The 26160-nt window shown below is 69.8% G+C and carries 21 protein-coding genes; 15 read left to right on the top strand and 6 right to left on the bottom strand.

The window, feature by feature from the left end; translation table 11 throughout:
- Positions 1 to 36: 36 nt before the first annotated feature.
- Entirely contained in the window at positions 37 to 2820 is a 2784-nt protein-coding gene (locus ACZ7SW_RS40925) for an FAD-binding and (Fe-S)-binding domain-containing protein (RefSeq protein WP_470235741.1), read from the top strand.
- A 9-nt stretch (positions 2821 to 2829) separates the two neighbouring features.
- Here the strand turns inward: ACZ7SW_RS40925 and ACZ7SW_RS40920 are convergent, their stop codons facing one another.
- Positions 2830 to 3507 (bottom strand): GntR family transcriptional regulator, encoded by a 678-nt coding sequence (locus ACZ7SW_RS40920; protein ID WP_470235740.1) that lies wholly within the window; start codon positions 3505 to 3507, stop codon positions 2830 to 2832.
- 216 nt (positions 3508 to 3723) lie between these two features.
- On the opposite strand from ACZ7SW_RS40920, the gene ACZ7SW_RS40915 reads away from it, so the two are divergent.
- The gene (locus ACZ7SW_RS40915; protein ID WP_470235739.1) at positions 3724 to 4599 is read left to right on the top strand and encodes an HTD2 family dehydratase; all 876 of its coding nucleotides are present in this window, start codon (positions 3724 to 3726) and stop codon (positions 4597 to 4599) included.
- 73 nt (positions 4600 to 4672) lie between these two features.
- Entirely contained in the window at positions 4673 to 5485 is an 813-nt protein-coding gene (locus ACZ7SW_RS40910; RefSeq protein ID WP_470235738.1) for an enoyl-CoA hydratase/isomerase family protein, read from the top strand.
- A 19-nt stretch (positions 5486 to 5504) separates the two neighbouring features.
- On the opposite strand, the gene ACZ7SW_RS40905 is transcribed toward ACZ7SW_RS40910, so the two are convergent.
- Entirely contained in the window at positions 5505 to 6269 is a 765-nt protein-coding gene (locus ACZ7SW_RS40905; protein WP_470235737.1) for a GntR family transcriptional regulator, read from the bottom strand.
- 90 nt (positions 6270 to 6359) lie between these two features.
- On the opposite strand from ACZ7SW_RS40905, the gene iolC reads away from it, so the two are divergent.
- Genes iolC through ACZ7SW_RS40875 form a run of 6 tightly spaced genes read left to right on the top strand, consistent with a single transcriptional unit; the run spans position 6360 to position 12233 of the window.
- Positions 6360 to 7307, top strand: a complete 948-nt coding sequence (iolC, locus tag ACZ7SW_RS40900) for a 5-dehydro-2-deoxygluconokinase (RefSeq protein ID WP_470235736.1) — start codon at positions 6360 to 6362, stop codon at positions 7305 to 7307.
- A complete protein-coding gene (locus tag ACZ7SW_RS40895) occupies positions 7304 to 8170 on the top strand; it encodes a Cgl0159 family (beta/alpha)8-fold protein (RefSeq protein WP_470235735.1) in 867 nt (288 codons plus the stop codon). The genes iolC and ACZ7SW_RS40895 overlap by 4 nt, the downstream gene beginning before the upstream one ends.
- A complete protein-coding gene (gene iolB / locus ACZ7SW_RS40890; protein WP_470235734.1) occupies positions 8167 to 8973 on the top strand; it encodes a 5-deoxy-glucuronate isomerase in 807 nt (268 codons plus the stop codon). The genes ACZ7SW_RS40895 and iolB overlap by 4 nt, the downstream gene beginning before the upstream one ends.
- Complete coding sequence (gene iolD / locus ACZ7SW_RS40885; protein ID WP_470235733.1) at positions 8970 to 10829, top strand: 3D-(3,5/4)-trihydroxycyclohexane-1,2-dione acylhydrolase (decyclizing); 1860 nt, start codon at positions 8970 to 8972, stop codon at positions 10827 to 10829. The genes iolB and iolD overlap by 4 nt, the downstream gene beginning before the upstream one ends.
- Before the next feature lie 43 nt (positions 10830 to 10872).
- Positions 10873 to 11778, top strand: a complete 906-nt coding sequence (locus ACZ7SW_RS40880) for an MFS transporter (RefSeq protein WP_470235732.1) — start codon at positions 10873 to 10875, stop codon at positions 11776 to 11778.
- The gene (locus ACZ7SW_RS40875; RefSeq protein ID WP_470235731.1) at positions 11772 to 12233 is read left to right on the top strand and encodes an MFS transporter; all 462 of its coding nucleotides are present in this window, start codon (positions 11772 to 11774) and stop codon (positions 12231 to 12233) included. The genes ACZ7SW_RS40880 and ACZ7SW_RS40875 overlap by 7 nt, the downstream gene beginning before the upstream one ends.
- A gap of 36 nt (positions 12234 to 12269) precedes the next feature.
- Here the strand turns inward: ACZ7SW_RS40875 and ACZ7SW_RS40870 are convergent, their stop codons facing one another.
- Positions 12270 to 13427 (bottom strand): DUF418 domain-containing protein, encoded by a 1158-nt coding sequence (locus tag ACZ7SW_RS40870; protein ID WP_470235730.1) that lies wholly within the window; start codon positions 13425 to 13427, stop codon positions 12270 to 12272.
- A gap of 153 nt (positions 13428 to 13580) precedes the next feature.
- Here ACZ7SW_RS40870 and ACZ7SW_RS40865 point away from each other — a divergent pair, with 153 nt between their 5' ends.
- The 4 genes from ACZ7SW_RS40865 to ACZ7SW_RS40850 all read left to right on the top strand — a co-directional run bounded on the left by ACZ7SW_RS40865 (position 13581) and on the right by ACZ7SW_RS40850 (position 19867).
- Positions 13581 to 14114: a hypothetical protein gene (locus ACZ7SW_RS40865; RefSeq protein WP_470235729.1), complete on the top strand. Its 534-nt coding sequence runs from the start codon at positions 13581 to 13583 to the stop codon at positions 14112 to 14114.
- Between the two features lie 8 nt (positions 14115 to 14122).
- Positions 14123 to 14794: a two-component system response regulator CseB gene (gene cseB / locus ACZ7SW_RS40860; RefSeq protein WP_470235728.1), complete on the top strand. Its 672-nt coding sequence runs from the start codon at positions 14123 to 14125 to the stop codon at positions 14792 to 14794.
- The gene (locus ACZ7SW_RS40855; RefSeq protein ID WP_470235727.1) at positions 14791 to 15993 is read left to right on the top strand and encodes an ATP-binding protein; all 1203 of its coding nucleotides are present in this window, start codon (positions 14791 to 14793) and stop codon (positions 15991 to 15993) included. The genes cseB and ACZ7SW_RS40855 overlap by 4 nt, the downstream gene beginning before the upstream one ends.
- A gap of 601 nt (positions 15994 to 16594) precedes the next feature.
- Entirely contained in the window at positions 16595 to 19867 is a 3273-nt protein-coding gene (locus ACZ7SW_RS40850; RefSeq protein ID WP_470235726.1) for a GH92 family glycosyl hydrolase, read from the top strand.
- 91 nt (positions 19868 to 19958) lie between these two features.
- Here the strand turns inward: ACZ7SW_RS40850 and ACZ7SW_RS40845 are convergent, their stop codons facing one another.
- Positions 19959 to 21974: a glycosyltransferase gene (locus tag ACZ7SW_RS40845; protein WP_470235725.1), complete on the bottom strand. Its 2016-nt coding sequence runs from the start codon at positions 21972 to 21974 to the stop codon at positions 19959 to 19961.
- A complete protein-coding gene (locus ACZ7SW_RS40840; protein ID WP_470235724.1) occupies positions 21971 to 22603 on the bottom strand; it encodes a DUF998 domain-containing protein in 633 nt (210 codons plus the stop codon). Before ACZ7SW_RS40840 ends, ACZ7SW_RS40845 begins: the two co-directional genes overlap by 4 nt.
- Before the next feature lie 394 nt (positions 22604 to 22997).
- On the opposite strand from ACZ7SW_RS40840, the gene ACZ7SW_RS40835 reads away from it, so the two are divergent.
- Positions 22998 to 23597, top strand: coding sequence for an OmpA family protein (locus ACZ7SW_RS40835; RefSeq protein WP_470235723.1), 600 nt, complete (start codon positions 22998 to 23000; stop codon positions 23595 to 23597).
- On the top strand, positions 23594 to 24766 hold the full coding sequence (locus ACZ7SW_RS40830; RefSeq protein WP_470235722.1) for a polysaccharide pyruvyl transferase family protein: 1173 nt from the start codon (positions 23594 to 23596) through the stop codon (positions 24764 to 24766). Before ACZ7SW_RS40835 ends, ACZ7SW_RS40830 begins: the two co-directional genes overlap by 4 nt.
- On the opposite strand, the gene ACZ7SW_RS40825 is transcribed toward ACZ7SW_RS40830, so the two are convergent.
- The gene (locus ACZ7SW_RS40825) at positions 24759 to 26075 is read right to left on the bottom strand and encodes an MFS transporter (protein ID WP_470235721.1); all 1317 of its coding nucleotides are present in this window, start codon (positions 26073 to 26075) and stop codon (positions 24759 to 24761) included. The genes ACZ7SW_RS40830 and ACZ7SW_RS40825 overlap by 8 nt on opposite strands.
- Positions 26076 to 26160 lie beyond the last annotated feature (85 nt).

Raw genomic sequence — 26160 nt, 5'->3', positions numbered from 1 at the left:
GACGGCACTGTTTCAAACACCTAAATTCAGGCCGGGATGCCCACCGAAACCGATCTGCTCGCCGACCTCCGCGCGAACGTCCGCGGCGAGGTGCACGCCGACGTCCGCCGTCGCGCCGAGTACTCCGCCGACGCGTCCAACTATCGGGTCGTCCCGCAGGTGGTCGTGCTGCCGAGGGAGACCGAGGACGTCCTCGCGACCCTCGAGATCGCCCGCCGGCACGGGGTCCCGCTGACCAGTCGCGGCGGGGGCACGTCGGTCGCCGGCAACGCGATCGGACCGGGCGTGGTCATCGACTTTTCGCGGCACCTCAACCGGATTGCCGATCTCGACTCGAGAGCGCGGACCGCGGTCGTCCAGCCCGGCGTCGTCCTCGCCGACCTCCAGCGCGCCGCCGCGCCGCACGGGCTGCGCTTCGGTCCCGACCCGTCCACGCACGCCCGCGCGACGCTCGGCGGCATGATCGGCAACAACGCCTGCGGCCCGCACGCGATCGCTTACGGCCGGACCGCGGACAACGTCCGCGAGCTGAGCGTCGTGGACGGCACCGGACGGCAGTTCACCGCTGGTCCGTCCGACGCGGTGCCGGGCCTCGCCGAGCTGATCGGGACCCGGCTCAGCTTGCTGCGCACCGAATTCGGCCGGTTCAGCCGTCAGGTTTCCGGCTACTCGCTCGAACACCTGCTGCCGGAGAACGGCCGGTCGCTCGCCCGCGCGCTGGTCGGCACCGAAGGCACCCTCGCGGTCACGCTGGAGGCGACCGTCGACCTGGTCGACATCTCCCCCGCGCGGCTGCTGGTCGTGCTCGGCTACCCGGACATGGCGACGGCCGGCGACGTCGTGCCCGGACTGCTGCCGCACCGGCCGCTCGCCGTCGAAGGGCTCGACGCGCGGCTGGTCGATCTCGTGCGCCACCATCGCGGCAATGTGCCCGCGCTCCCGGACGGCGGCGGCTGGCTGATGATCGAGGTCGGCGGCGAGACGGAAGCCGAGGCACGCTACAACGCCGAGCGGCTCGTCGCGGATTCCCAGGCGCTCGACCACGTCGTGCTGGCCCAGGGCGCTGAGGCCGCCGCGATGTGGCGGATCCGCGAGGACGGAGCCGGGCTGGCGGGCCGGACCCCGACCGGCGAGCAGGCGTGGCCTGGGTGGGAAGACGCCGCAGTCCCGCCCGAACGGCTCGGCGCGTATCTGCGGGATTTCGACGCTCTCCTGGACGAATTCGGTCTCGAAGGACTCCCCTACGGCCACTTCGGCGACGGCTGCGTGCACGTCCGGCTCGGGCTGCCGCTCGAACGCGACGCGTCGGTGTTCCGCGCGTTCATGGCCGCCGCCGCGGATCTGGTCGTCGGTTACGGCGGCTCATTCTCCGGCGAGCACGGCGACGGCCGGGCGCGCGGCGAACTGCTGCCGAAGATGTACTCGGCCGAGACGATCGAACTGTTCGGCGCGGTCAAAAACCTCTTCGATCCCGAGGACCTCCTCAACCCGGGCGTCGTCGTCCGGCCGCACCCGCTCGACGCCGATCTCCGCCGCCCGCAAGCACATCCGCTCCCGGTCGTCGCGGGCGGGTTCTCCTTCGCGCACGACGGCGGCGACTTCACCCGCGCCGTGCACCGCTGCGTCGGAGTCGGGAAATGCCGCGCTGACAACCGGTCGGCCGGCGGCTTCATGTGCCCGTCCTATCTGGCCACTCGCGACGAGAAGGACAGCACGCGCGGCCGTGCCCGGGTGCTGCAGGAGGTCGCGAACGGCTCGCTGGTGTCGGGCTGGTCGGACGACGCGGTGGGTGAATCGCTCGATCTTTGCCTGTCCTGCAAGGCCTGTAGCAGCGACTGCCCGGCTGGAGTGGACCTGGCGCAGTACAAATCCGAAGCTCTGCACCGGAAATACCGGCACAAGATCCGTCCGGTATCGCATTACACGCTGGGCCGGTTGCCGGACTGGATCCGCCTGCTGCACCGAATCCCGGTGCTCGGCCCGCTCGTCGTCAACGCCCTGCTGTCGCTCCGTCCGGTCGAGAAGGTCCTGTTAGCACTGTCCGGAGTGGACACTCGCCGCCGGGCGCCGAGGTTCGCCCGCCAGCCCTTCACCCGGTCCCGGCGACGGATCCGCGAGGAGGGGCCGGAAGTCGTGCTGTGGGCGGATTCCTTCTCCGACGGCATGGACACCGAGGTCGCCGAAGCGGTGGCGGCGGTGCTCGCCGAAGCCGGATACCGCGTGCTCGTCCCGCCGCGACGGCCGTGCTGCGGGCTCACCTGGATCACCACCGGTCAGCTCGACACCGCTCGCCGGAAGCTCCGCGATCTGGTGCACACGCTGCGCCCCTACGCACAGGCCGGGCTCCCGATCGTCGGCGTCGAACCGTCGTGCACCGCCGTCCTGCGATCCGATCTGCTGGACCTGTTCCCCGGCGATCCGGACGCCGCCACGGTCTCCGCCGCGGTCACCACTCTCGCCGAGCTGCTCGCCAAGACAGAAGACTGGCAAGCACCCGACTTGTCCGGCGTCACAGTGGTCGCGCAGCCGCATTGCCACCATCACTCGGTGATGGGCTTCGAGGCCGACCAAGCCCTGCTCGCGGCCACCGGAGCGGAATTGCACGCTCTCTCGGGCTGCTGCGGTCTGGCCGGGAACTTCGGCATGGAACGCGGGCACTACGACGTTTCCGTTGCGGTAGCGGAGAATGCGCTGCTCCCGGCCTTGCGGGACAACCCGGGCGCCGTGTTCCTCGCCGACGGTTTCTCCTGCCGCACGCAAGCCGATCAGCTGGCCGGAGTGCGCGGTGTCCACTTGGCACAGCTGCTGAAGCGCCGCTGACGCCCGGAGTCAGTTGTCCCAGAAGCCTTGCTTCTCCAGCAAGGCGACCGCGCGCTCGCCGCCGTCCGAGAAGTGTTTCTCCACAATGGACCGAGCCCGCGAAGCCGACCTGGCGCTGAGCGCGTTCAGGATCTTCCGGTGGTCGTCGTGCGCCTTTTCCGGCCAGTCCTCGTGCGCCTCGTAGAACCCGTGCGACACCGTTTTCGCCAGGATGCCCAGGATCGAGACCAGCCGGCGGGAATCGGCGGCGTAGTTGATCCGGCGGTGGAACTCGAAGTTCAGCCGCTCCTGTTCGGCGCGGTCCACCCCGGACTCCATCCGGTCCGCCAGATCGTGCAACGCCTGCAGGCTTTCCGGCGAGAGGTTCTTCGCCGCGCGCTCGGCGGCCAGGCCGGAAACGAGGCCGAACACGCGGTAGTGGTCGCGGATGTCGTCGCGCGTCATCCGTGCCACGAACGCGCCCCGGCGGGCGATGTGCTCCACCACGCCCTCGTGGTCGAGCGTGATCAACGCTTCGCGGATGGGCAGCTTGCTGATCCCGAGTTCGTCCGCCAGCGCCTCCTGGTCGATCTTCGCCCCGGCGCGCAGCTGGCCGGAGAAGACCCGTCGCCGGATCTCGTGCGCGGCCAGCGCTTTCAGGTTCGCCGGACCGCCGCGGCGCGGTCCCGCGCCCGTGGTTTCGGGCATCGCCCCGGCCTCCCCTCTGGCGGATGTGTCCACAGATAAAGTATTACATAAGCCGCTCTGCTCGAGACTCGTCACCGGCCGCGCGCCACCGGCCAGATGCCGCGAATACCTCGATGAACAGCGCAGCGCACCCGCGAAGAACCGCACAGGACACCGGGTAATTCCTGATAAAGTATTCAGCCGACTGCCTCGCCCGAAACCAGATCCGAGGAACCCATGTCCGAACCGGAAGCCTGGGAACCGTACGCCGTCACCAGCGAAGAAGTGCTCGAACCCGGCCCGGTCGCCGCGCTGGCGGCGTTGTTCGACAACGGGCTGCCCGCACCGGGCGAAGGCGACGACCTGCCGCCGCTGTGGCAGTGGGTCGCGCTCCCGCGCTGGCCGGTGTCGTCGCTGCTCGGTCTCGACGGCCATCCGGTGCGCGGCGGCTTCCTGCCGCCGATCGACCTGCCGCGCCGGATGGTCGGCGGGGGCGAGGTCGTGGTGCACCGCGCGCCGAAGGTCGGCGAGACCGTGCGCCGTCGCTCCATTGTGGACTTTGTCACCGAAAAGTCCGGCCGATCCGGGAAACTGGCGATCGCCCAGGTGCGCACGGAATTGTCCGGAATGGACGGAACGCCGTACGTCGAGGAGCGCCAGGACCTGCTCTACCGCGAGGCCGGGCCGCCTGTCGCGCCCGCGGTCCCGGAAACCGCCGCCGCGCTGGAGCCGGCGGGGTCGCCCTTCCGCCGCACCGACGGGCAGACCTGGGAGTTCGTCACCGATCCGACGCTGCTGATGCGGTTCTCCGCGGCTACCGCGAACGCGCACCGCATCCATTACGACTGGCCGTATGCCACGAGGGTCGAAGGCTATCCCGGCCTGGTCGTGCACGGGCCGTTGATGTCGCTCGCCCTCGCCGAGGTGCTGCGGCTCGACTCCCCCGCCTCGCGGGTGCGCCGGATCAGCCACCGCAACCAGGCGCCGCTGTTCTGCGGGCAGCCCGCGCAACTGCGGGCGAGCCCCGGCGCCCGTTCGGTCACGCTCGATCTCCTCGGCCCGTCCGGTTTGAGCACCAGCCTCGCCGTCGAACTCTCCCCGGAAGGTCCGTGACCCCGGCCCTGGCGGCGGTGTTCGCACCGATGGCATTGTGACGCAGGTGTTCCGGACGACGGAGGGAAACTGAATGAGCCGCTACGCGCAGTTCGAGAACCTGCGGGTCGACGGGCCGGACGAGGACGGCGTCATCGAACTCGTCCTGGACGCGCCGCACCTCAACGCGGTCAGCGAGGACGCGCACGGCGAACTCGCCGACATCTGGCGCGAATTCGACCGCGACCCCGAGGTCAAGGCCGTCCTGCTGCGCGGCGAAGGCAAGGGATTCTCCGCGGGCGGATCGTTCGACCTGGTCGAGAAGCTGGCGAACGACTTCGAGGCCCGTTCGCGCACCATGCGCGAGGCCCGCGACCTCGTCTACAACGTCATCGACTGCTCGAAGCCGACCGTCTCCGCGATCCACGGCCCTGCCGTCGGCGCGGGCCTGGTCGCCGGGCTGCTGTCGGACATCTCCGTGGCCGCCGCCAACGCCAAGATCATCGACGGCCACACCCGCCTCGGCGTCGCGGCGGGCGATCACGCGGCGGTGTGCTGGCCGCTGCTGTGCGGGATGGCGAAGGCCAAGTACTACCTGATGACCTGCCGTCCGATGACCGGAGCCGAGGCCGAGCGGATCGGGCTCGTGTCGCTGTGCGTCGAGGAGGAGGCCGGGCTCCTGCCGACCGCGCGGGAGATCGCGCACGAACTGGCGAACGGCGCGCCGAACGCGATCCGCTGGACGAAGCAGAGCCTCAACCTCTGGTACCGGCAGCTCGCGGGAGCGATCTTCGACTCCTCGCTGGCGCTGGAGTTCTACGGCTTCGCCGGTCCCGAGGTCCGCGAGGGGCTCGCCTCGCACCGCGAGCGGCGGAAGCCGGACTTCAGCCGGGTGCACGAGTCCTAAGCGGACGGTCGAGGTATTTCTACTGTGGACCGTGCGTCAGCGGGAGATTGAACGAATACCGCGACGCCCGGTAAACGTGCCAGCCGTACTCGACCACCCGGCCGGTTTCGTCGTACGTGGTCCGCTGCATGGTCAGCAACGCCGCACCCGGCGTCTCCTCCAGCAGTTCCGCGTCTTCCTCAGTCGCCAGCCGCGCGCCGATGCTCTGCTGCGCTGAATGCAACCGGATCCCGGCCCGCCTCAGCAGCCGGTACAGGCCGTCCGAGCGCAATTCGGCGTCATCGACGTCGAGCACGCCGTCGGGGAGGAAGTTGTTCATGATCGCCAGCGGTTCGCCGCCGGTGGAGCGGATTCGCTTCACCCGGCGGACCCGTCGCAGCTCGGGCGCCTCCAGCAGCGCGGCGGTCTCGGCATCGGCCGGTTCGACGCGGTTGACCAGCACCCGCGAGGACGGCGTCTCGCCCAGTCCGGCGAGGTCGTCGAACAGGCTGCTCAGGCGCAGCGGCCGGGCGACCTTCGTGCGCACCACCTGGGTGCCGACGCCGCGTTTGCGCACCAGCAGGCCCTGGTTCACCAGCGACTGAATCGCCTGCCGCACCGTCGGCCTCGACAGCCGCAGCCCCGCCGCGAGGTCCAGTTCGTTCGCCAGCCGGGACCCCGCGGGGAGCCGGCCGTCGTCGATCGCGGCGTGCAGCTGGCGCGCGACCTGGAAGTACAGCGGCTCGGGGCTCGCCGGGTCCACCGCGATCCCGCGGACCGGGTCCCAGGCCGGACTGGTGCTCATCGCCGAAGCCTACCTCGCGTATGTCCGTATGTCTTGACAAAGTCCTCGGCCACGGGGCACGGTCGGGGCACAGCCTGCGAGGAGGACGCGATGACCACGGGGTTCGACCTCGTCACGATGGGCCGGATCGGGGTGGACCTCTATCCGCTGCAGACCGGCGTCGGCTTGGAGGACGTCACCTCGTTCGGCAAATACCTCGGCGGGAGCGCCACCAACGTCGCGGTCGCCGCCGCCCGGTACGGCCGCCGCGCCGCGGTGTTCACGAAAACCGGCGACGATCCGTTCGGCCGGTTCCTGCGCCGCGCGCTCGCCGGGTACGGCGTGGACGACCGGTTCGTCGGGACCTCGCCGCGGCTGCCGACCCCGGTCACGTTCTGCGAGGTCTTCCCGCCGGACGATTTCCCGCTCTACTTCTACCGTTTCCCCAAAGCCCCCGACCTCGACCTCTCCCCCGGCGACCTCGACCTGGACGCGATCCGCTCGGCGAAGGTCTTCTGGGCGACGGTGACCGGGCTGTCGCAGGAACCGAGCCGCTCGGCCACGCTCGCCGCGCTGGAAGCCCGTGGCCGCAAGGGAATCACCGTGCTCGACCTCGACTACCGGCCGATGTTCTGGGAGTCCCGCGAGCAGGCCCGCGAATGGGTCGGCCAGGCACTGGAACACGCGACGGTCGCGGTCGGCAATCTCGACGAATGCGATACCGCGGTGGCGCGGCGCGAACCTCGGGAAGCAGCGAAAGCGTTACGGGACAAGGGTATCTCGCTCGCGGTGGTGAAGCAGGGACCGAAGGGCGTGCTCGCGGTGGACGACACTGGCGAGGCGGAGGTGCCGCCGGTGCCGGTGGAGGTCGTCAACGGCCTCGGCGCGGGTGACGCGTTCGGCGGCGCGTTGGTGCACGGGCTGTTGTCGGGCTGGGACATCGAGCGGATCATGCGGTTCGCGAACGCGGCGGGCGCGCACGTCGCCGGGGAACTCGCTTGCTCGGACGCGATGCCGACGGAGGACCAGGTACTGCGCAGGCTCGGAGGGACGGAATGAACACGGTCGAACGGATTGTCGCCAAACGGGTGCACGATCCGGACGCGATCGCCGAGGCGGCCGCGAACCGGGTGCGGGCGAAATCGCCGTTCAACGACAAGGGCGCGGCGATGATCATCGCCGCCGATCATCCCGCGCGCGGCGCGAACGCGGTCGGTTCCGACCCGCTGGCGATGGCCGATCGCGGCGAACTGCTGGAGCGGCTGTGTCTCGCGCTGGAGCGCCCGGGCGTCACCGGCGTGCTCGCGACCCCGGACGTGATCGACGATCTGCTGCTGCTCGGCGTGCTGGACGGCAAGACAGTGCTCGGGTCGATGAACCGCACCGGGCTGGCCGGGTCGAGCTTCGAGATCGACGACCGGTTCGCCTGCTACGACGCGGAAACCATCGCCCGCATGCGGTTCGACGGCGGCAAGATGCTCACCCGGATCTGCCTGGCCGACCCGGCGACGCCGAGCGTCCTGGAGAACACCGCGAAGGCCGTCGACTCGCTCGCCGACCGGAAGCTGCTCGCGATGGTCGAACCGTTCCTGTCCGAATGGGTCGACGGGAAGATCAAGAACGACCTCTCCCCCGAGGCGGTCATCCGGTCCGTCACGATCGCGTCCGGCCTCGGCCGGTCGTCGGCCTACACCTGGCTGAAGCTGCCGGTGGTCGCCGAGATGGAGCGGGTGCTGGCCGCCTCGACGCTGCCCGCGGTGCTGCTCGGCGGCGAGGTGACCGACCCGGACGCGGCGTTCGCGTCCTGGCAGGAAGCGCTCGCGCTGCCGACAGTGCAGGGTCTGGTGGTCGGCCGTTCGCTACTCTATCCGCACGACGGCGACGTGGCCAAGGCAGTCGATACGGCGGTGGGGTTGCTATGAACCGGTTCAGTCTCGTGATCACTCCCGAATCAGCGGGGTGGGGTTACTCCGGCTTGCGCGTGCTCGAACTCGACGGTATGGAAACCGTCGCCACGGGAGACGCGGAAACGCTCGTGCTCCCCTTGTCCGGCAGCTGCTCGGTCTCGGTGGACGGCGAGACGTTCGAGCTGGCCGGTCGTCCCTGCGTATTCGACGCGGTCACCGATTTCGCTTACCTGCCAAGGGATGCCGAAGCGACGATCACCGGCCGAGGACGGTTCGCGTTGCCCTCGGCGAAAACCTCGAAGCGGCTGCCCGCGCGATACGGGCCCGCCGACGGTGTGCCGACCGAACTGCGCGGCGCGGGAAACTGCAGCCGCCAGGTCAACAATTACTGTCTCCCGCACACCTTCGACGCCGACCAATTGCTCGTCTGCGAAGTCCTCACCCCGGGCGGCAACTGGTCGTCCTACCCGCCGCACAAGCACGACGAGGCGCGCGAGGGCGAAAGCGAACTGGAGGAGATCTACTACTTCGAGGTCGCCGGCGGCGGAATGGGCTACCAGCGCGTCTACGGCACCGACGAGCGGCCGATCGACCTGCTGCGAGAGGTCCGCAGCGGCGACGTCGTGCTGATCCCGCACGGCTGGCACGGCCCGTCGATGGCCGCGCCCGGCTACGACCTGTACTACCTGAACGTGATGGCCGGTCCCGGCCCCGAACGGGCGTGGCTGATCTGCGACGACCCCGCGCACGCGTGGGTGCGCCAGACCTGGGAATCCCAGGACGTCGATCCGCGGCTGCCGTTCGGAGGCCCGCGATGAGGCTGACCACCGCGCAAGCCCTGGTGCGGTTCCTGGCCAACCAATACTCCGAACGCGACGGCGTCGAACACCGGCTGATTCCCGGCTGCTTCGGGATTTTCGGGCACGGCAACGTCGCCGGACTCGGACAAGCACTGCTGCAAGCCGCGCACACCGGGACTTTCCCCTACTGCCTCGCCCGCAACGAACAGGGCCAGGTGCACGCCGCGACCGCATTCGCGAAAATGCGCAACCGGCTCCAGACGTTCGCCTGCACCGCGTCCACCGGTCCCGGATCGACCAACATGATCACCGGGGCCGCACTGGCCACCACGAACCGGCTGCCCGTGCTCCTGTTGCCGAGCGACGTTTTCGCTGGCCGGGGTCCGGATCCGGTGCTGCAGCAACTGGAAGACCCGCGCCGCGGAGACGTCTCGGTGAACGACGCCTTCCGCCCGGTATCGAAGTATTTCGACCGGATCACCCGGCCCGAACAGCTGATCCCGGCCGCCCTCGCCGCGATGCGCGTGCTGACCGATCCGGTGGAAACCGGCGCCGTCACGCTCGCACTGCCCCAAGACGTCCAAGCCGAAGCCTGCGATTGGCCTGACGACTTCTTCCGCCGTCGCGTCTGGCACGTCGACCGCCCGGTGCCCGCGCCGGAAGCCGTGACCCGCGCCGCGGAACTGCTCCGTGCTGCGAAGGCGCCGCTGATCGTCGCGGGCGGCGGCGTCGTGTACTCCGAGGCTTGGCCGGAACTGCGCGCGTTCGCCTCCGCTACCGGCATCCCGGTCGCCGACACCCACGCGGGCAAGGGCGCGGTGCCGTGGGACCACCCGTGCGCGGTCGGCGGTCTCGGCTCCACCGGCACCTCCGCCGCGAACGCACTGGCCGCGGAAGCCGACGTCGTACTGGGAATCGGTACCCGGTACAGCGACTTCACCACCGCTTCGCACACCGTCTTCGGCAACCCGGGCGTGCGGTTCGTGAACCTCAACGTAGCCCGGTTCGACGCCGCGAAGCACTCCGCCGAGATGGTCGTTGCCGACGCCCGGCGCGGCTTGGAAGCCTTGTCGACCGCGCTGTCCGGCTGGGAGGTCTCCGCCGCCTACCGCGCGCGGACACGCCAGCTCGCCGATGAATGGAACCGCACCGCCGACGCCTGCTTCGACCTCGGTCACGCTCCCCTGCCCGCGCAAACCGAGATTCTCGGCGCATTGAACCGCTCGCTCGACGACAGCGACGTCGTGATCAACGCCGCCGGTTCCATGCCCGGCGATCTGCAGATGCTGTGGCGGGCGAGAGATCCCAAGGCGTACCACGTGGAATACGCGTACTCCTGCATGGGATACGAGATCGCCGCGGGTTTCGGGGCGAAGCTGGCCGCGCCGGACCGCGAGGTCGTCGTGCTGGTCGGCGACGGCTCGTATCTGATGATGGCGCAGGAAATCGTCACGTTGATCGCCGAACGGCTCAAGGTGATCATCGTGCTGGTGCAGAACCATGGGTTCGCTTCGATCGGTTCGCTGTCGGAATCGCTGGGCTCGCAACGGTTCGGCACGTCCTACCGGTATCGGTCCGACAACGGTTTGCTGGAGGGCGACGTACTGCCGGTCGACCTGGCGGCCAACGCGGCAAGTCTCGGGGCGACCGTCCTGCGCGCGTCCACTGTGGACGAGTTCCGGGCGGCTTTGAAGCAGGCCAAGGCCAATCCGGTGACGACGGTGGTGCACGTGGAGACTGATCCGCTCGCACCCAACCCGCCGGGCTCGGCGTGGTGGGAAGTACCGGTGAGCGAAGTGTCCGATTTGGACTCTACTCGCGCGGCCTACGAGACATATACCGAGGAGAAGCGGAACCAACGGCACTACCTCTGACGCTTCGGCCCGCACCGAACCATTCCCGGGCCACCCTTGTCCCGTGACCGCAACAACCTCCGCACGCACGCAACGCCTGGCGCTGATCGCGCTGTGCCTGCCCTTCTTCATCGTCCAGCTCGACGCGACCGTCGTGAACGTCGCCGTCGAAGCGATCCGGCGCGACCTCGGCGGCGGGCTGGGCGGCGAGCAATGGGTGATCGCGAGCTACACCGTCGCGCTGGCCGCCGGCATGCTCACCGCGGGATCGCTCGGCGACCGTTTCGGCTCGCGGCGGGTGTGCGTGCTGGGGACGGTCGTGTTCGGGGTCGGGTCCGCGCTGTGTTCGCTGGCCCCGACCATCTCGGTGCTGATCGTCGCGCGAACGCTGCAGGGCGTCGGCGCGGCGGCGTTATTGCCGTGCTCGCTCGCGCTGATCGTCCGGCAGTTCCCGGAACCACGGGCGCGGGCGCACGCGCTCGGCCTCTGGGGCGGCATCGCGGCCATCGGCCTCGCGACCGGCCCGGTCGCGGGCGGGGTGCTCATCGCGCTGGCCGACTGGCGGGCGATCTTCTGGGTCAACGTTCCGTTCGCCGCCCTCGCTATCGCGCTGACCTGCCGTTACGTCGTCGAATCGCCGCCGCGGCGGAACCGTCGCCTCGACCCGTACGGCCTCGTCCTCGGCACCGTCGCCCTGTCCGCGCTCGCTGGCGGGCTGATCCAGGTCGGCCGGTCCGGCTGGGCTGTCCCGCTGATCGCCGTCGGCTTGCTGACCGGGCTCGCGTTCATCCTGGCGGAGCGGCGCCGGCGCGATCCGATGCTGCCGTTGGCGATCTTCTCGTCCCGTCCGTTCTCCGCCGCCAGCACGGCCGGGCTGCTCTTCAATTTCTGCCTCTACGGCAGAGGCTCTGCCTGTCGCTGTTCCTCCAGGGCCCGCTCCGCCAATCCGCGTTCGCGACCGGCATGCTGACGCTCCCGCTCACCATCGCGATCGGCATCGGAGCCACGGCCAGCGGACGGCTCACCGCGCGTTTCGGCCCCCGCGTCCCGATGCTGACCGGCTTCAGCCTCGCCGGTCTCGGTGCGATCCTGCTGGCGGCGGCCGATTCCCTGCCACTGGTGACAGCGGGCGGCGTAGTGCTGTGCTGCTGCTCGATCGCGATGCCCGCGATGACGTCGATCGCGATGTCGACACCGCCCGAGGAGCACACCGGGCTCGCCAGCGGGGTCCTGAACACCGCCCGGCAGACCGGAGGCGCGCTGGGAACCGCGGTGCTCGGCACGCTGCTCACCGCGGGCTCGACGATGTCGCTGAGCGTCCCGATGACAGTGGTCGCCCTCGGCTACGCCGCGGCGGTCGGCTGCACCCGGCTGGCCACCCGCCCTCCCTCGACGGTCCGTGAGGGGAACCCTAAGGGACTCTGATTCCCTCAGGGTTCCCTTCACGGACCGGTACCGCGATCAGGGCACGAGCAGGGTCGCCCGGTGCACCAGCCATTCCAGCGGACCGCGGCGGCGCCAATGCCGCCACGCCACCGACACGGCCAGCATCACCGCGACCACCGTTACCAGGAACACGAAGGAATACGGCTTCGGCACCAGCTTCAAGACCGCGAAATGTGCCGCATACCAGGTAAAAGCCATCCCGCCGGCGGCAGCGAGCGGCCACAGCGCACGACGGCCGAGCGGCCGGTCCAGTGCGATCAGCAATCCGCCGAGCAACACCATCGCGACGCCGATCATCAGCACGATGCCGAGCGGGCTGGTGGCGTACAGCGATCCGTCCGGCGGCATCGCCAGGAGCACCTGCCACGGCATCGCGGGCGGCGGGGTCGTCGCGATCGCGTCGGCTCCGCCCAGCGGGTAGGTGGCGATCCACGAACCGAGGATCGACGCGGAGGCGAGCACGAAACCGGTGTACAGCAAGCGAATCCGGACTTGGTGCGCACGAAGGTCGAGGCGGCCGATCGCCATGCCCGCCAGCGCCAGAGGCAGCCCGTACGCGACCTGGAAGCCGCCGCCGAACAACACCATTCCCTTGAAAAACTCGCCCCACTGCTCGGGATGCCCGAGGATCGCGAGCCCGCTCGCCGTTTCGGACCCGGTCCGCAGCCAGTCGGAATGGTCGTTGAACACCCAGAACGCGTAAAGCGTCACCGCCGGGACGGCGATTCCGGAAAGAACGAACAACGTCCGCGCGCGCAGCCGGGTCAGCGGCAGCAGGAGGAGCAGGAGCACCGCGTAGTACTCGATCACCGACATGCCGTACTCGTCGATCGCCAGGCTGAGCAGGAACAGCACCACCGCCCGGACCGCGAGCCTGCCGCGGGCGCGCCACCGCTCGTTCCCGGCGTACGGGGTCGCGCCGCCGGTCATCAACGCCGCGGACAGCCCGAACAGCAGCACGAACAGGCTCATCGCCCGGGACGACGTCTGCACGTTCAGCCACGTCAGGAATCCCGGGGCGGCGTTCGGCGGGCCGGCGTGCAGCCAGCCGCTCGCGAAGAAATGCTCGATGAACACCCCGACGATCGCCAGTGCCCGGACCGCGTCCACGCCCAGCAACCGTCCCTTCGGCACCCGGGTCTCCGCCGGGTCCCGCACCGTTTCCGTCCTCATCGGACTCCTCCCTGGTCGATTCCCCGCCACGGTAGGAACCGCGGATCACCACCGGCCGCGAACCGCGTCGCAGCTGGCCGGAGGAAACCCATCGGTCTGGTAACAGCGCTTCCCGAGCAGCGCGCGGACGGCAAAATGGCTACTGTGCGAAGCATGCGGAGGACAGCGATCGCGGCGATTGCGGTGCTGTCGCTCACCGCCTGCTCCGATGTGGACGGTGTGCGCGTCGCCGGCCCAGCACCATCGGCGGCGGCAGCCCCGGCACCGGCGAACAACCCGCGCGGCCCGACCGTGGACGCGATCGCTCTGCTGCGGGCGGATCCGACGGTCAGCGCCAGGACGAAAGCGGCGTTGCGACCGTGCCAGTACGGTCCGATCGCCGGGTCGTATCCCGTCAGCACCGCCTACCACGAGCTGACCGGAGAGGTCGACGTCGTGGTGAACGTGTACCCGTGCGCCGCGGTCGGCGCTCCGGGCACCGGGAGCAGCGGCGCGACCGGCGTGCCGGTCAGCGCGTATCTCGGCGGCTACGTCTACACCATCGGCGGGAAACAGCTGTTCAAGCTGGAGAACTCCGGCGCCCTGCTGACCGTGCTCGACGGGCGCCTCGCCACGATGTCGGCGACCGGGCCGGACAATGGGATCGCCCGCTACCGCTGGACCGGCAACGGTTTCTCGCCGGAGTGAGAGGGGACATGACGCAGGTACTGCTCGTCGAGGACGACGACGTGATCCGCGAAGCGACGCAGCTCGCGCTCGAACGCGCCGGGTTCCGGGTCTCGACGGCCGCGGACGGGCTCGCCGGGCTCGAACAGTTCCGCGCGCGGCCGCCGGACGTGGCGTTGCTCGACGTGATGCTGCCCGGGCTCAACGGCGTCAGCCTGTGCCGGCGGATCCGCGAGGAAAGCCGGACGCCGGTGCTGATGGTCTCCGCCCGGGACGACGCGGTCGACGTCGTGCTCGGCCTCGAAGCCGGTGCCGACGACTACGTCACCAAGCCGTTCGACACCGCGGTGCTGATCGCGCGGATCCAGGCGGTACTGCGGCGAAGCGGCTGGTCCGGGCCCGAGGAGGACGCGTTCGTCCGCTTCGGCGACCTCGAGATCGACCGCGCCGGGCTGGACGTGCGCCGGGCCGGTGAGCCGGTGGACCTGACTCCGACCGAGTTGCGGCTGCTGCTGCGCTTCGCCGAATCGCCCGGCATCGTGCTGAGCCGGGACACGCTGCTGGCCAGCGTGTGGGATTACGCGTGGGGCGGCGATACGCGAGTGGTCGACGTCCACGTGCAACGGCTGCGCGTGAAGATCGGCCAGGAACGGCTGCAGACCGTGCGGGGCTTCGGGTACAAGCTCCGCGCCGAGCCGTGAAGCTCTTCCCGGCCACGCTGCGGTGGCGGCTGACCGCGGCGGTGACTCTCGTGTCGGCCGCGGTCGCGCTGACGTTGAGTTTGCTGGTGCACCAGCAATTCGCGCGCACGCAAGCCGAGCAGGCGCGGCACGCGCAGGACGAATGGATCCAGCTGCTGCTGCGCAACCCCGGGGTGGACGGTCAGCTCGACGATCCGACACTGCCCGCTCCCCTGCGCGACGCCGTCCGCGGCGGCAACCGAGCGACCTATTTGGACGGACCGGTTTTGTGGGCAGCCGCCGAAACTGGCGGGCACGTCGTCTCGGTGCGGGCCAGTTACGCGGCGCAAACGCAGGCACTGGCCACTTTGGACCGGGAATTGCTGGCCGGTTCCGCTGTCGTCACCGTCGCAGGGGCACTGCTGGGAGTCGTACTCGGCGCTGGGATGGCGCGTCGGCTCCGACGGGCCGCCGACGCTGCCCGGGACGTCGCGAACGGCGCTCCGGCCAGGGTGCGCGACGCGATCGGCCCACGCCCGCGAGACGAAGCGGCCGACCTCGCCCAGGCTGTCGACGCGATGGCGGATGCGTTGCAGGCGCGATTGGCCGCGGAACAACGGGTCACCGCGGACATCGCGCACGAGCTGCGGACGCCGGTGACCGGCTTGGTGACCGCCGCCGAACTGCTGCCGCCCGGACGTCCCGCGGAGCTGGTCCGCGACCGGGTCGCCGCGCTGCGATCGCTGGTGGAGGACGTGCTGGAGGTGGCCCGGCTGGACACCGCGGCCGAGCGGGCGGACCTGGCGGAGATCGACCTCGCGGAGTTCGTGCGGCGGCGGGTGCCGGACGCGGTGGCTCCGGCCGCGGTACAGGTGCGGACGGATCCCCGGCGGCTGGAGCGGATCCTGGCGAATCTGCTGTCGAACGCGGCCAAGCACGGGGCCCCTCCGGTGACGGTGGAGGTGTCCGGTCGGTGTGTGGTGGTCAGTGATCGGGGGCCCGGGTATCCGGAGGTACTGCTTCGGGAAGGGCCCGCGCGGTTCCGGACCGGCGCGGACGCGCGCGGGGGTGGGCACGGGCTGGGGCTGACGATCGCGGTCGCGCAGGCGCGGGTGCTGGGGGCGGAGCTGGAGTTCGCGAACCCTGCCGATGGCGGGGCGAGGGCGGTGCTGCGGTTGCCGGAGCGGCCGGGCCTTGAGGGGGACATCGAGGGGCGCTGATTCCGTGAGGGAGGCGGAGTCCGTGAGGGGAACCCCGAGGGAATCAGAGTCCTTCAGGGTTCCCTTCACGGCTTTCCGGCACCGACGGGCGAAGTCCTTGTGAAGGTCCCCTCACGGCTTCCTTGTGCCGACGAGCGACGTCTGTGCTGGCCCATCACGGCTTCCCGCTGCCGGTGGGCGAAGTCCGCGAAGGCCCCTCCCGGCTTCCGGGCACCGATGGGCGAAGTCCGCGAAGGCCCCTCCCAGCTTTGCGGTGCCGACGATTCCTGGCGCCGACGAGCGAAGTCCGCACAGGCCCCCTCGCGACTTCCCAAGCGCCAGTGGGCCAAGTCCGTGAAGGCACTTCCCGGCGTCCCGGTGCCGACGATTCCCGGCACCGACAAGCGAAGTCCCCACAGGCCCCCTCGCGACTTCCCAAGCGCCGGTGGGCGAGGCCCGGGAGGGCTCCTCTCCCGGACGGCTGGCCGGGAACGCGAACCGGAAGCTGTCCCGTTGTCGGCCTTCTCAAACCCCCTCCGGGATGACAAGCTGCTCACCAGCCGGTCGCCTCCGCACCGGTTCGCACGATGACAACGTTGTCAGCCCTGGAGGTAGCGCGTCCATGTGGTCGCAGAAGAGACGGGTGGCCGCGGTCGCGGCGGCGGGCTTCGTGGTGGCCGGGCTGCTGTCCGGCACGAACGGGGCCGCCGCAAGCACGGCGGCCACGGCGGATCCGGTTTCTCTGGTCAACCCGTTCGTCGGCACGCAGAACTTCGGCAACACCTTCCCCGGAGCCAGCGCGCCCTTCGGCATGGTCCAGGTCAGCCCCGACACCGGCGGCCAAGGCGGCTACGACTACCAGCAGAACTCGATCTACGGCTTCAGCCAGACGCACCTCTCCGGCGTCGGCTGCGGCGTCATGGGCGAACTGCCGGTCATGCCGACCACCGGGGCCGTCGACTCGGTCGACAAGAACTCCTACAAATCCGAGTACAGCCACGACGACGAGAAGGCCGAACCCGGCTATTACCGCGTCGGGTTGAAGAAGTACGGCGTCAACGCCGAACTCACCGCCACCCCGCGCACCGGCTGGCAGCGCTACACCTTCCCGTCGACCGGCCAGGCCAACGTGCTGTTCAACACCGGCCAGGCGAACCAGTCCGTGAAGGATTCCGAGATCCACGTCGTCGGCGACCGGACCATCGAGGGTCGCGTGCGCGCGGGCGGCTTCTGCGCCGGGCACGACGAGCACACCGTCTACTTCACCGCCACTTTCGACCGCCCGTTCGCCTCCTACGGCACCTGGCGCGGCAACGCACGCACCGCCGGAAGCCGTGACGCCGCAGGCACTGGCGGCAACGGCGCGTGGGTCAGCTTCGACGCTGCCACCGACCATGACGTCGTCCTGAAGGTGGGGCTCTCCTATACCGGTCTCGCTGGCGCGCGGGACAACCTCGCGAAAGAAACCAGCGACAGCTACGACTTCGACGTCACCCGCACCGCATTGCGCAAGCAGTGGGCGGACCGGCTCGGCGCGATCAAGATCAGCGGAGGCACCGCCGAACGGCAGACCGCCTTCTACACCTCGCTTTACCACGCGCAACTGCACCCGAACCTGGCCGGCGACATCAGCGGCGACTACGCCGGTTTCGACGGCAAAGTCCACCGTGCCAACGGATACACGCCGTATCAGAACTTCTCCCTTTGGGACACTTATCGCCCGCAGAACCAGCTGCTCGAAATGCTGGAACCGCAGGTGGCCCGAGACGTCGCGTTGTCCGTGCTGTCGATCGGCCGAGACGGCGGCTGGCTGCCGAGATGGGCGCTGGCGGGCAGCGAAACCAACATCATGACCGGCGACCCGGTGACTCCGTTCCTCGTTGAAGCCTGGTCGAAGGGTTTGTTAGCCGGGCACGAGGACGAGGCGTACGGGCTGCTCAAGAAGAACGCGACGAGCACCCCGCCCGCTGATTCGCCGTACAACGGCCGCTCCGGCGTGAGTTACTACAATGACCGCGGGTACATTCCGAGCGGTCTCACGCTCGGCAAGGATTGCGCGGCCAAGGGCGGCGACAACGACTGCGAGCACCCGACCTCGGCGACCATGGAGTACTCCGCCGCCGACGCCGCGCTCGCGTTGATGGCCAAGGGGTTAGGCCACCAGGCCGACGCGCGCATGTTCGCCGAGCGAGGCCAGTGGTACCGCAACGTCTGGAACGCCGCCGACAAGCAGTTCCGCCCCCGCACCGCCGACGGCACCTGGCTCACGCCGTACAACCCGGTCGACGCAGACCACCAGTTCCACGAGGGCGGCGCTTACCAGTACCAATGGCTGGTTCCGCAGGATCCCGCCGGGCTCACCGCGCTGATGGGCGGCAAGCAGGCGACCGAAAAGCGGCTCGACTCCTTCTTCGCCTACGACAACCTGCTCAAGGACCCGGCGGGCACCGCGCGCGAGGACTGGATCGCGAGCCCGTACGACTACTACGCCAAGGCCACCTACAACCCCAACAACGAACCCGACCTGCTTTCGCCGTACATGTACAACTGGGTCGGCGCGCCGGCGAAGACCGCGACCGTCGTCCGCGCGGCGATGACGTTGTTCACCACCGGCCCGGACGGCATGACCGGAAACGACGACCTCGGCACGATGTCCGCCTGGTACGTCTTCTCCTCGCTCGGCCTGTACCCGACGATGAGCGGCGCGAACTTCCTCGCCGTGTCCAGTCCTCAGTTCGAATCGGCGACCGTCCGGATCGGACAGTACGAGGGCAAGCAAGGCGGCACGCTCACCGTCACCGCGCCCGGCGCGAGCGACGCTAACCGTTACGTGCAACGCGTTTCGCTCAACGGCCGGGACGTCCGGCAGACCTGGCTCGACTGGTCCGCGGTCGCGCACGGCGGCAAGCTCGCCTACCAAGTCGGCGCGGCACCGTCGAACTGGGGCACGCAGCCGGGCACGGAACCGCCGTCGGTGAACAAGTCGGCCGGTGATCTGCGTCGACACGTGGATGCGACGCTGCGGCCGAGTTCCGTTGTTCTGCCAAAGCAATCCGAAGCGCAGACTGTCCACTTGAATCTCGACGTACTCGGCCAGAACCCCGGAGCGCAGCCGGTCTTCGTGACGTCCTCGGCACCGTCCGGCTGGCGAGTGCAGACCGAACCGCTGCAGCTGCTGTGGTCCTTCAGGCTACCGACGCAGAAGACCGCACCGGTCACAGTGACCGTACCGGCGAACACGCCAGTCGGCACGTATTCGGTGCAGCTCAAGGCCTCCGGGCCGGGAGCGAATACCGTCACCCGCACTGCGGGCATCGAGGTCCGGGAACCGACAGTGTGCGCGACTACGTCCGGGACTCAGTGCGCGGTCGATCTCAGCCACGACCGCAACCATGACGGGACCGCGACCGTCGCGGCGTCCACGGAGGGCAACTTCGACGGCAGCGGCTGGAGCTACGACGCTGACCTGATGCCGCCAGCTGGCACCTTTGTCCACAATGGAGTTTCCTACGCAGCGCCTGATCCCTCCGGAACCGCGGCGAATTTCGTGGAAGCACGCGGGCAATCGCTGCTGCTGCCCGCCGGAAAGCACCAAGCGGTCCAGCTGATCGGCTCGTCGCACAACGGTCCGGTGTCCACTTCGCTGACCGTGCACTACAGCGACGGATCCAGCGCGGACCTCCCGGTGACGTTCGGCGACTGGGCCGGGTCGACCCCGTCCGGCACGACTGTCGTGCTCGACATGGCGCACCGGATCAAGGCGGGCAGCGGCATCGACGGTCCGCCGGTGCGGCTGTTCGGCATCGCCGCCGCAGCGGACGGCGCCAAAACCGTCCAGTCGGTGAGCCTGCCGGATGACCCGCGCGTCCAGCTCTACGCGCTCACGCTCGCCTGAGACCAGAACTCGGCCGGGTTCGCCGGATCCCTCCCCTTCGTCCGGCGAACCCGGCCATCCCCCAGTCCCCAGTCCCCAGTCCCCCCAAGCCTCAGGCGGCCGCGGGCACGGCCGTGACGCGGCCCATCGCCTCGGCGTAGCAGGCTTCGAAAGAATCCAAAGTGGACTCCAGCGCGTGCCCGGCGATCATCTTGCCGCTCGCCGTTCCCATCCGTGCCAGAGTCGCCGGATCGGCGACGATGGCATGCAGCCGCTCGGCCAGCTCCCCCACGTTGCCCGGTTCGAACAGCCAGCCGTTGTATCCCGGACGGCACAGGTGCGGCAACGCCATCGCGTCCGCGACCACCACGGGTTTCCCCGCCGCCATCGCCTCCATCGTCGCGAGGCTCTGGAGTTCGGCGACGCCCGGCATGCAGAAGAGATCCGCGGCCGCGTAGGCGTCCAGCAAGTCCTCTTCGGACACAAACCCGCGGAACCGGACCCGGTCGGCGATCCCCAGCTCACCGGCCAGCTTTTCCCATCCCGCCCGGCACGAACCGTCGCCGACGATCTCCGCGTGCAGGCCAGGCACGAGCGCGACCGCGCGCAGCAGCTCGTCGACGCGCTTCTCCTCGTCAAGCCGCCCGACGAACAACACTGTCGGATCGTCGGACGTCCGCGAAACCTTCCGCAACCGGTAACGGTCGATGTCAATGCCGCACGACACTGGGATGGCACGCTTCGGGAACCCGTTGTCGTGCAACAGTTCTACCGCCCGCGGCGTCGGCGCAGTCACCACCCGGGCCGACGAGAACACTCGCGTCAGGTCCCGCCACGCCCACCGCGAAGCCGCACCGCGCAGCCACGTCGGCACTCGCACGTGACCGAACAGGTTCTCCGGCATGAAGTGGTTAGTGGCCACTCCCGGGATTCCCATCGCGGCGGCGTGCTTCAGCACGTACCGGCCGACCACGAAATGCGCCTGGACGTGCACAAGGTCGGGCTGCAGCTCCTCCAGCAGTGCAGAGACGTCCTTGCTCACCTCCCACGGCAGGCCGATCCGGAAGGTCCGGTGGAACGGGGTGCGATGCGACCGGACGCGGTGCACCACCACGTCGCCGTCTCTTTCGGTGCGCGCCGGGCCCTCCGGGTCGACAGTGATCACGTGCACCTCGTGTCCCCGGCCGGCGAGTCCGGTGGACAGCCGGTACGCGAACTGCGCCGCGCCGTTGACGTCCGGCGGATAGGTTTCGGCGGCGACCACGATGCGCAAAGCCCGGTCGTCGTTCACAGGGTGCTCCGATCTGGTGGAATGGACAGGAGAAGAACTGCTGCGGCTCAACACCGCGACGCCGCCGACCGCCAGGACCGCCGCGGTCAGCGCGACCGCGGTCGCCGTGGCGTCGAGGTGGGTGGCTTCGCCGAGCACCCCGGCGCCGAGACCCACCGCGACCAGCGGATCCACGACGGTCAGGCACGCGACGGCGAGGTGCGGCGGACCGCACCGATAGGACAACTGCACGAGCCAGCCGCCGACCAGCAGCGCCGTCACCATCGCGGCGACCGACACCGCGGTGCTGAAGTCGACGGCACCCTCTTGAACTTCAAGGGAAACCGCTCGCATCAATACCGAGACGAAGCCGTAGGCAGCACCGCCGGCCGCGCCGAAACACAGTCCGCGGATCGACGGCCGAGAGGAAATCGCGCCGAGCAAAGTCAGCAGCGCCACGACCCCCAGCACCAGCAATGCCGCCCGCGTTTGCGCGTCGGCGCCGACCGAGGTGCTCGTGGTGCTGCCCGCGGCGACGCTCACGAACGTCCCGACGCCGAGCATGGTGACCGCGACCGCGGGCAGATCCCGCCGTCGCCGGTCGAGAATCGCAGTGATCGCAACGGCAATCACCCCGACCGGCTGCACGACGGTCAGCGGAGCCATCCCCAGCGCGACCGCGTGCACGCCCGCCCCCGAACCGAGCAGGGCGAGCCCGCCGAGCCAGCGCGGCGCGCGGAGCAACTCCCCGATCCGCGGCCGGCCGGACAGTCCGGTAACGACGCCGTGCTGCAGAAGTGCGCCAGTGGAAAAGAAAACCGCGCCGAGCACGGCGAGCACGATGGCGATGATCGTCATGAGGCCACCTCGGCTCGGGCCATCGCGGTGACGGCGAAAAGCTGTGCGTAGAGCAGGGCGTACAGCACGCGTTCGAACAACCCCAGGAACTCGGGCACGGACTGCTCCAGCAGCGGTGCGTGGGCCAGCAAAAAGGCAAGCGAAGCGGCACCTGAGGCCAGGGAAAGCCAGTGCACCGCCTTCGCGTCCGTCCGCCGACGCGCCAGCAACCATCCCGCCAGCGGCAGGCACACGAACATCGCCGCACCGGCATACCGGTGCACCGCACCGGAAAACGACGTCTCCACGCCGGTCGGGTCGGTCGGGAAGAACGTCGCGATGACCAGCCCGGCCGCCCACAACGCGATCAGCACCGACTCCGGGCCGCGTTTCGGCAACCCCTGCCTGAGCAGCGCGTGCCGGACCGCCAGCGACGCGCCCGCCAGCCCGAGCGAAGCCGCCGCCAGGAGCACCGCCCCGCCGGGCGGGAAGACATAATCGCTGATGACGTCGCGGACCGGGTCGATCGTGCCCGCCGCCACCACGTGCAGCAGAAGGATCGGCACCAGCGAGAAGGCCAAGGCCGCGGCGGCGATCGCGGGTGCCGTCGCCCTGGCCTTCCGCGTTATGAGGGTCACATCGATCAGCATGCTGGCGGCTGTGACACCTCGACATCGGGGAACACCCTGAGATGCACCCCTGGAATCGGCGGCCGGCCCTGGAGCCTTTCCTGCCCGGATCGGAACGGACGCGTGCCTCCGGTTCGCCGTCGGCGCGGCCGGGCGTGCTGCCGCGAGGCCAGCTGAATAGGACGTTATACACCGACCGGCGCACCCGGATCTTACTGTCCTTTGTGGACTTTCCGGGTCCCTCACCCGGGTGGATGTCAGTCCGGGCGGGCGAGGCCGCGAGGCGCCGCCCCCGCCCTGCTGACGGCGCGAAACCGCGCGGCCGCTCGGCGCGATCGCCGGGTGCGCCGCGGTTGCCGCCGCCGGGGCCCCGTGTTCAGATCCCGGCGAACCCAGCCGAAGGAGCGCAATTCCCATGCAGAGGGCACTCGTCAAGGCGGTCGTCGGGGCCGCAGCCGTCGTCGCGCTGGTCAGCGCGTGCGGGTCGGGCGGATCGAACGACTCGTCCGGATCCGGAGCGTCCGGGCAGAACACCGCGCAGGCCAGCGGGGCCGCGCAGTCCGGCGACGCCGGGCAGAACGGCGCGTCCGGCCAGAATGGTGCACCGGGCCAGAACGGCGCGTCCGGCCAGAACGGCGCGCCGGGCCAGGACGGAGCCGCCGGGCAGAACAGCCCGGCCGCGCAGGCGGTCACCGCCGCGATCCAGCAGGCCTCGCAGTCCTCGCCGATCAAGTTCGAGCCGGAGAAGGCGGAACTGACCGGCAAGGCCAAGGAAGGCCTCGCCGCGATCGCAAAAGCCATGCAGGGCAACGATGTCAAACTGAAGGTCGAGACCCACGCCGGCTACCCGGACGCGGAGAAGGCGAAGAAGCTTTCCGAAGAGCGCGCGCAGGCGATCTCCGCCGCGCTCGAAGGCGACGGCGTCGCCAAGGACCGCGTGCAGGCCGAGCCGAGCGGAAGCGAGAAGGCCCAGGGCGAACAGGCGTTGGACACGCAGCTCAGCGTCGCTTCGTGACTCGTGCCCCGTCCCCCCGCCGGCTTTACCTCGTCGGACCGAGCGGATATCCGAACTTCGGCGACGAACTGATCGCCGCTGCCTGGATTCGCCGCTTGGCCCGCACCGAACCGGACGCCGAAGTCTGGCTCGACACGCATTCGCCGGGACCGGCCCAGCATTTGTTCGGCGACCTGCATCCGCGTTTGCGCTGCACAGACACCTTGTGGCGGCTGTGCGGCGAAGCGCCGTCGGACGATCCGTGGGAAGTCGCGTCCTGGGTGCAGGCAGCGGTGCACGACCCCGGTCGTGCACCGCGCTGGGACGCGGGCATCGAACTGCTCGGCCGGCTCGACGTCGTGCATTTGATCGGCGGCGGCTATGTCAACGCGCTGTGGCCCCGGCACCTTGGACTGGTCGCCGGGGCCGCCGCCGCGGCACAGCGTTCCGGAGCCCGCTCGGCGATGACCGGACAGGGCTTCGTCCCGTTCCCGGCGGGCGCGGCCGGTCTGTTGCGCGCGCTCGCCGAGCGGTTCGACGTCGTCGACGTCCGCGATGATCCGTCCGCCGAACTCCTGCACGGCGTCGCGGGCGTCGAGCGGACCTGCGACGACGTCTTCCTCGACCCGCACCCGCCGACGACGCCCACCTCGCGGGAGTTCGTCCTGTGCGTGCAGTCGGACATCGGCGCCGAGCGGCCGTCCGTACTCGCCGCGCAGGTGCTCGACCTGGTGCGCGCGTGGCGGCTGCCACCGGGAGAACTCGCTGTGGTGGAAGGGATTCCGCGCGTCGACCGCGAGGTTTTCGCGTTGCTGGAACACGAACTTCCCGGCGCGGAGTTCCACCCGTTCCGCGACGTGTGGCACCGCGGCCTTCCGCTCGCCGCCGGGCAGACGTGGATCTCCAGCCGCTTCCACTTGCACCTGGTCGCCGCCGCGGCGGGCGCGACCGGCGTGGCGATCGACGTTTCGCCGGAGTACTACACCACGAAACACCGGAGCCTGATCGACCTCGGTTCCGGCTGGACGCTCACGCCCGCCGGCGCCGAGAAGCCGCCGGAACGCCCTTCCGGCACCGGGTTTCCGGCGCACGTCCTGCATCACTGCGCGAACCTGAAGCGTTCTGTCGCCGAAGCCGTCTACGGCCCGGAATTGCCCAAGACCCGCACCCGGTGGCCGCGGCTCAGTTGAGCGCGCCGCGGCTCTGATCGGCGAGCGCCCCGAATCCGATGCACAACGCACCCGCGACGAACAGCAGCGAAACACCCCAGGTCGCGTGCGTCGCGGACGCTTCCACTATCGCCAGCGCGGCCAGCGGCGCGAGCCCGCCGGACACCGCTCCCCCGACCTCTCGGCCGGTGCCGAGACCGGTCGAGCGGACCTCGGCCGGGAACTGCTTGGCCAGGAACGCGCCCTGCGCCGACAGCATCGCCGGGACCACAATGCCGGTCGCCAGCACCAGGCCGAGCCAGATGAACCAGCTGGTGCCGGTGTCGAGCAGCCAGAAGAACGGGAACGCCAGCAATCCGGTCGCCACCGCGCCGGCGACCACGACCTTTTTCGCACCGATCCGGTCGCTGACCCAGCCGGCGATCGGCACCGTCACGATCGCCGTCCCGCTCGCGATGCTGATTCCCAGCGCGCCGATATTCGCCGGTACACCACGGAAATTCGTCAGATACGCGAGCGAGAAGGTCTTGAACACGTAGCTGACGCCGTTGTAGCCGATGGTGATCACCATGACCACCGCCAGCGCGCGCCAGTCGCTGCGGAACAACTTCACCAGCGGCCGGTTCGCCCAGCCGCGCGGCCGGTTTTTCCTGCTCCGCACCAGGTTTTCGAACTCCGGCGTTTCGGGGACCCGGCGGCGCACCCACAGCCCGACGCCGACGAGCAGGAAGCTGGCCAGGAACGGGATCCGCCAGCCGAAACCGTGCAGGAACTCCTTGTCCAAAGTGGTCAGTCCGGCGACGGCGAGCGAGGAGACGAGCAACCCGACGTTCACCCCCAGCGCGGGCCACGAACCCTGCCGCCCGCGTTTGCGCGGATCAGCGTGCTCGTAGGCGACCGCGATCGCACCGCCGAATTCCGCCCCGGCGCCCAGCCCTTGCAACAGCCGCAGCACCACGAGCAGCACCGGCGCGAGAAGCCCGGCGCTCGCGTAGCTCGGCAGCAATCCGATCCCGGCCGAGGAAACGCCCATCAGCACGAATGTCCACGACAGCACCTTTTTGCGGCCGATCCGGTCGCCGAGCGCGCCGAACACGATGCCGCCGATCGGCCGGGCCAGGAACCCGACGGCGAAGGTCGCGACCGAGGCCATGGTCGCGGCGGCGTCGTTGCCGGGCGGGAAGAAGACGTGGCCGAACACCAGCGCGGCCATCGACGCGTAGAGGTAGAAGTCGAACCACTCGAGCGCGGAGCCGACGATCACCGCCAGCCCGACCCCGCGCGGGGCTTTCCGGGTCGTTCCGACGCTGTCGTGCACAACACTGGGCATGGTCCTGCTCTCCGGAACTGGGGCACAGGCGAGCGGAAGCCAGCCGGCGCGCGCCGTTGCGTGCGTATTTGGGAACGTTTGATGC

The organism is Amycolatopsis sp. NPDC114484 (assembly GCF_055633755.1).
The sequence above is the reverse complement of the archived record's forward strand: the minus strand, read 5'-3'. Positions and strand labels throughout refer to the sequence as shown.

What these genes read in the sequence shown, in the direction of transcription:
- cseB (WP_470235728.1), top strand. Translation starts at nt 14,123, where the DNA reads ATGACGCAGGTACTGCTCGTCGAGGACGACGACGTGATCCGCGAAGCG.
- ACZ7SW_RS40825 (WP_470235721.1), bottom strand. Translation starts at nt 26,075, where the DNA reads ATGCCCAGTGTTGTGCACGACAGCGTCGGAACGACCCGGAAAGCCCCG.
- ACZ7SW_RS40910 (WP_470235738.1), top strand. Translation starts at nt 4,673, where the DNA reads ATGAGCCGCTACGCGCAGTTCGAGAACCTGCGGGTCGACGGGCCGGAC.
- ACZ7SW_RS40905 (WP_470235737.1), bottom strand. Translation starts at nt 6,269, where the DNA reads ATGAGCACCAGTCCGGCCTGGGACCCGGTCCGCGGGATCGCGGTGGAC.
- ACZ7SW_RS40920 (WP_470235740.1), bottom strand. Translation starts at nt 3,507, where the DNA reads ATGCCCGAAACCACGGGCGCGGGACCGCGCCGCGGCGGTCCGGCGAAC.
- ACZ7SW_RS40925 (WP_470235741.1), top strand. Translation starts at nt 37, where the DNA reads ATGCCCACCGAAACCGATCTGCTCGCCGACCTCCGCGCGAACGTCCGC.
- ACZ7SW_RS40895 (WP_470235735.1), top strand. Translation starts at nt 7,304, where the DNA reads ATGAACACGGTCGAACGGATTGTCGCCAAACGGGTGCACGATCCGGAC.
- ACZ7SW_RS40870 (WP_470235730.1), bottom strand. Translation starts at nt 13,427, where the DNA reads ATGAGGACGGAAACGGTGCGGGACCCGGCGGAGACCCGGGTGCCGAAG.
- iolB (WP_470235734.1), top strand. Translation starts at nt 8,167, where the DNA reads ATGAACCGGTTCAGTCTCGTGATCACTCCCGAATCAGCGGGGTGGGGT.
- ACZ7SW_RS40835 (WP_470235723.1), top strand. Translation starts at nt 22,998, where the DNA reads ATGCAGAGGGCACTCGTCAAGGCGGTCGTCGGGGCCGCAGCCGTCGTC.
- iolC (WP_470235736.1), top strand. Translation starts at nt 6,360, where the DNA reads ATGACCACGGGGTTCGACCTCGTCACGATGGGCCGGATCGGGGTGGAC.
- iolD (WP_470235733.1), top strand. Translation starts at nt 8,970, where the DNA reads ATGAGGCTGACCACCGCGCAAGCCCTGGTGCGGTTCCTGGCCAACCAA.
- ACZ7SW_RS40875 (WP_470235731.1), top strand. Translation starts at nt 11,772, where the DNA reads ATGCTGACGCTCCCGCTCACCATCGCGATCGGCATCGGAGCCACGGCC.
- ACZ7SW_RS40840 (WP_470235724.1), bottom strand. Translation starts at nt 22,603, where the DNA reads ATGCTGATCGATGTGACCCTCATAACGCGGAAGGCCAGGGCGACGGCA.
- ACZ7SW_RS40865 (WP_470235729.1), top strand. Translation starts at nt 13,581, where the DNA reads ATGCGGAGGACAGCGATCGCGGCGATTGCGGTGCTGTCGCTCACCGCC.
- ACZ7SW_RS40850 (WP_470235726.1), top strand. Translation starts at nt 16,595, where the DNA reads ATGTGGTCGCAGAAGAGACGGGTGGCCGCGGTCGCGGCGGCGGGCTTC.
- ACZ7SW_RS40845 (WP_470235725.1), bottom strand. Translation starts at nt 21,974, where the DNA reads ATGACGATCATCGCCATCGTGCTCGCCGTGCTCGGCGCGGTTTTCTTT.
- ACZ7SW_RS40915 (WP_470235739.1), top strand. Translation starts at nt 3,724, where the DNA reads ATGTCCGAACCGGAAGCCTGGGAACCGTACGCCGTCACCAGCGAAGAA.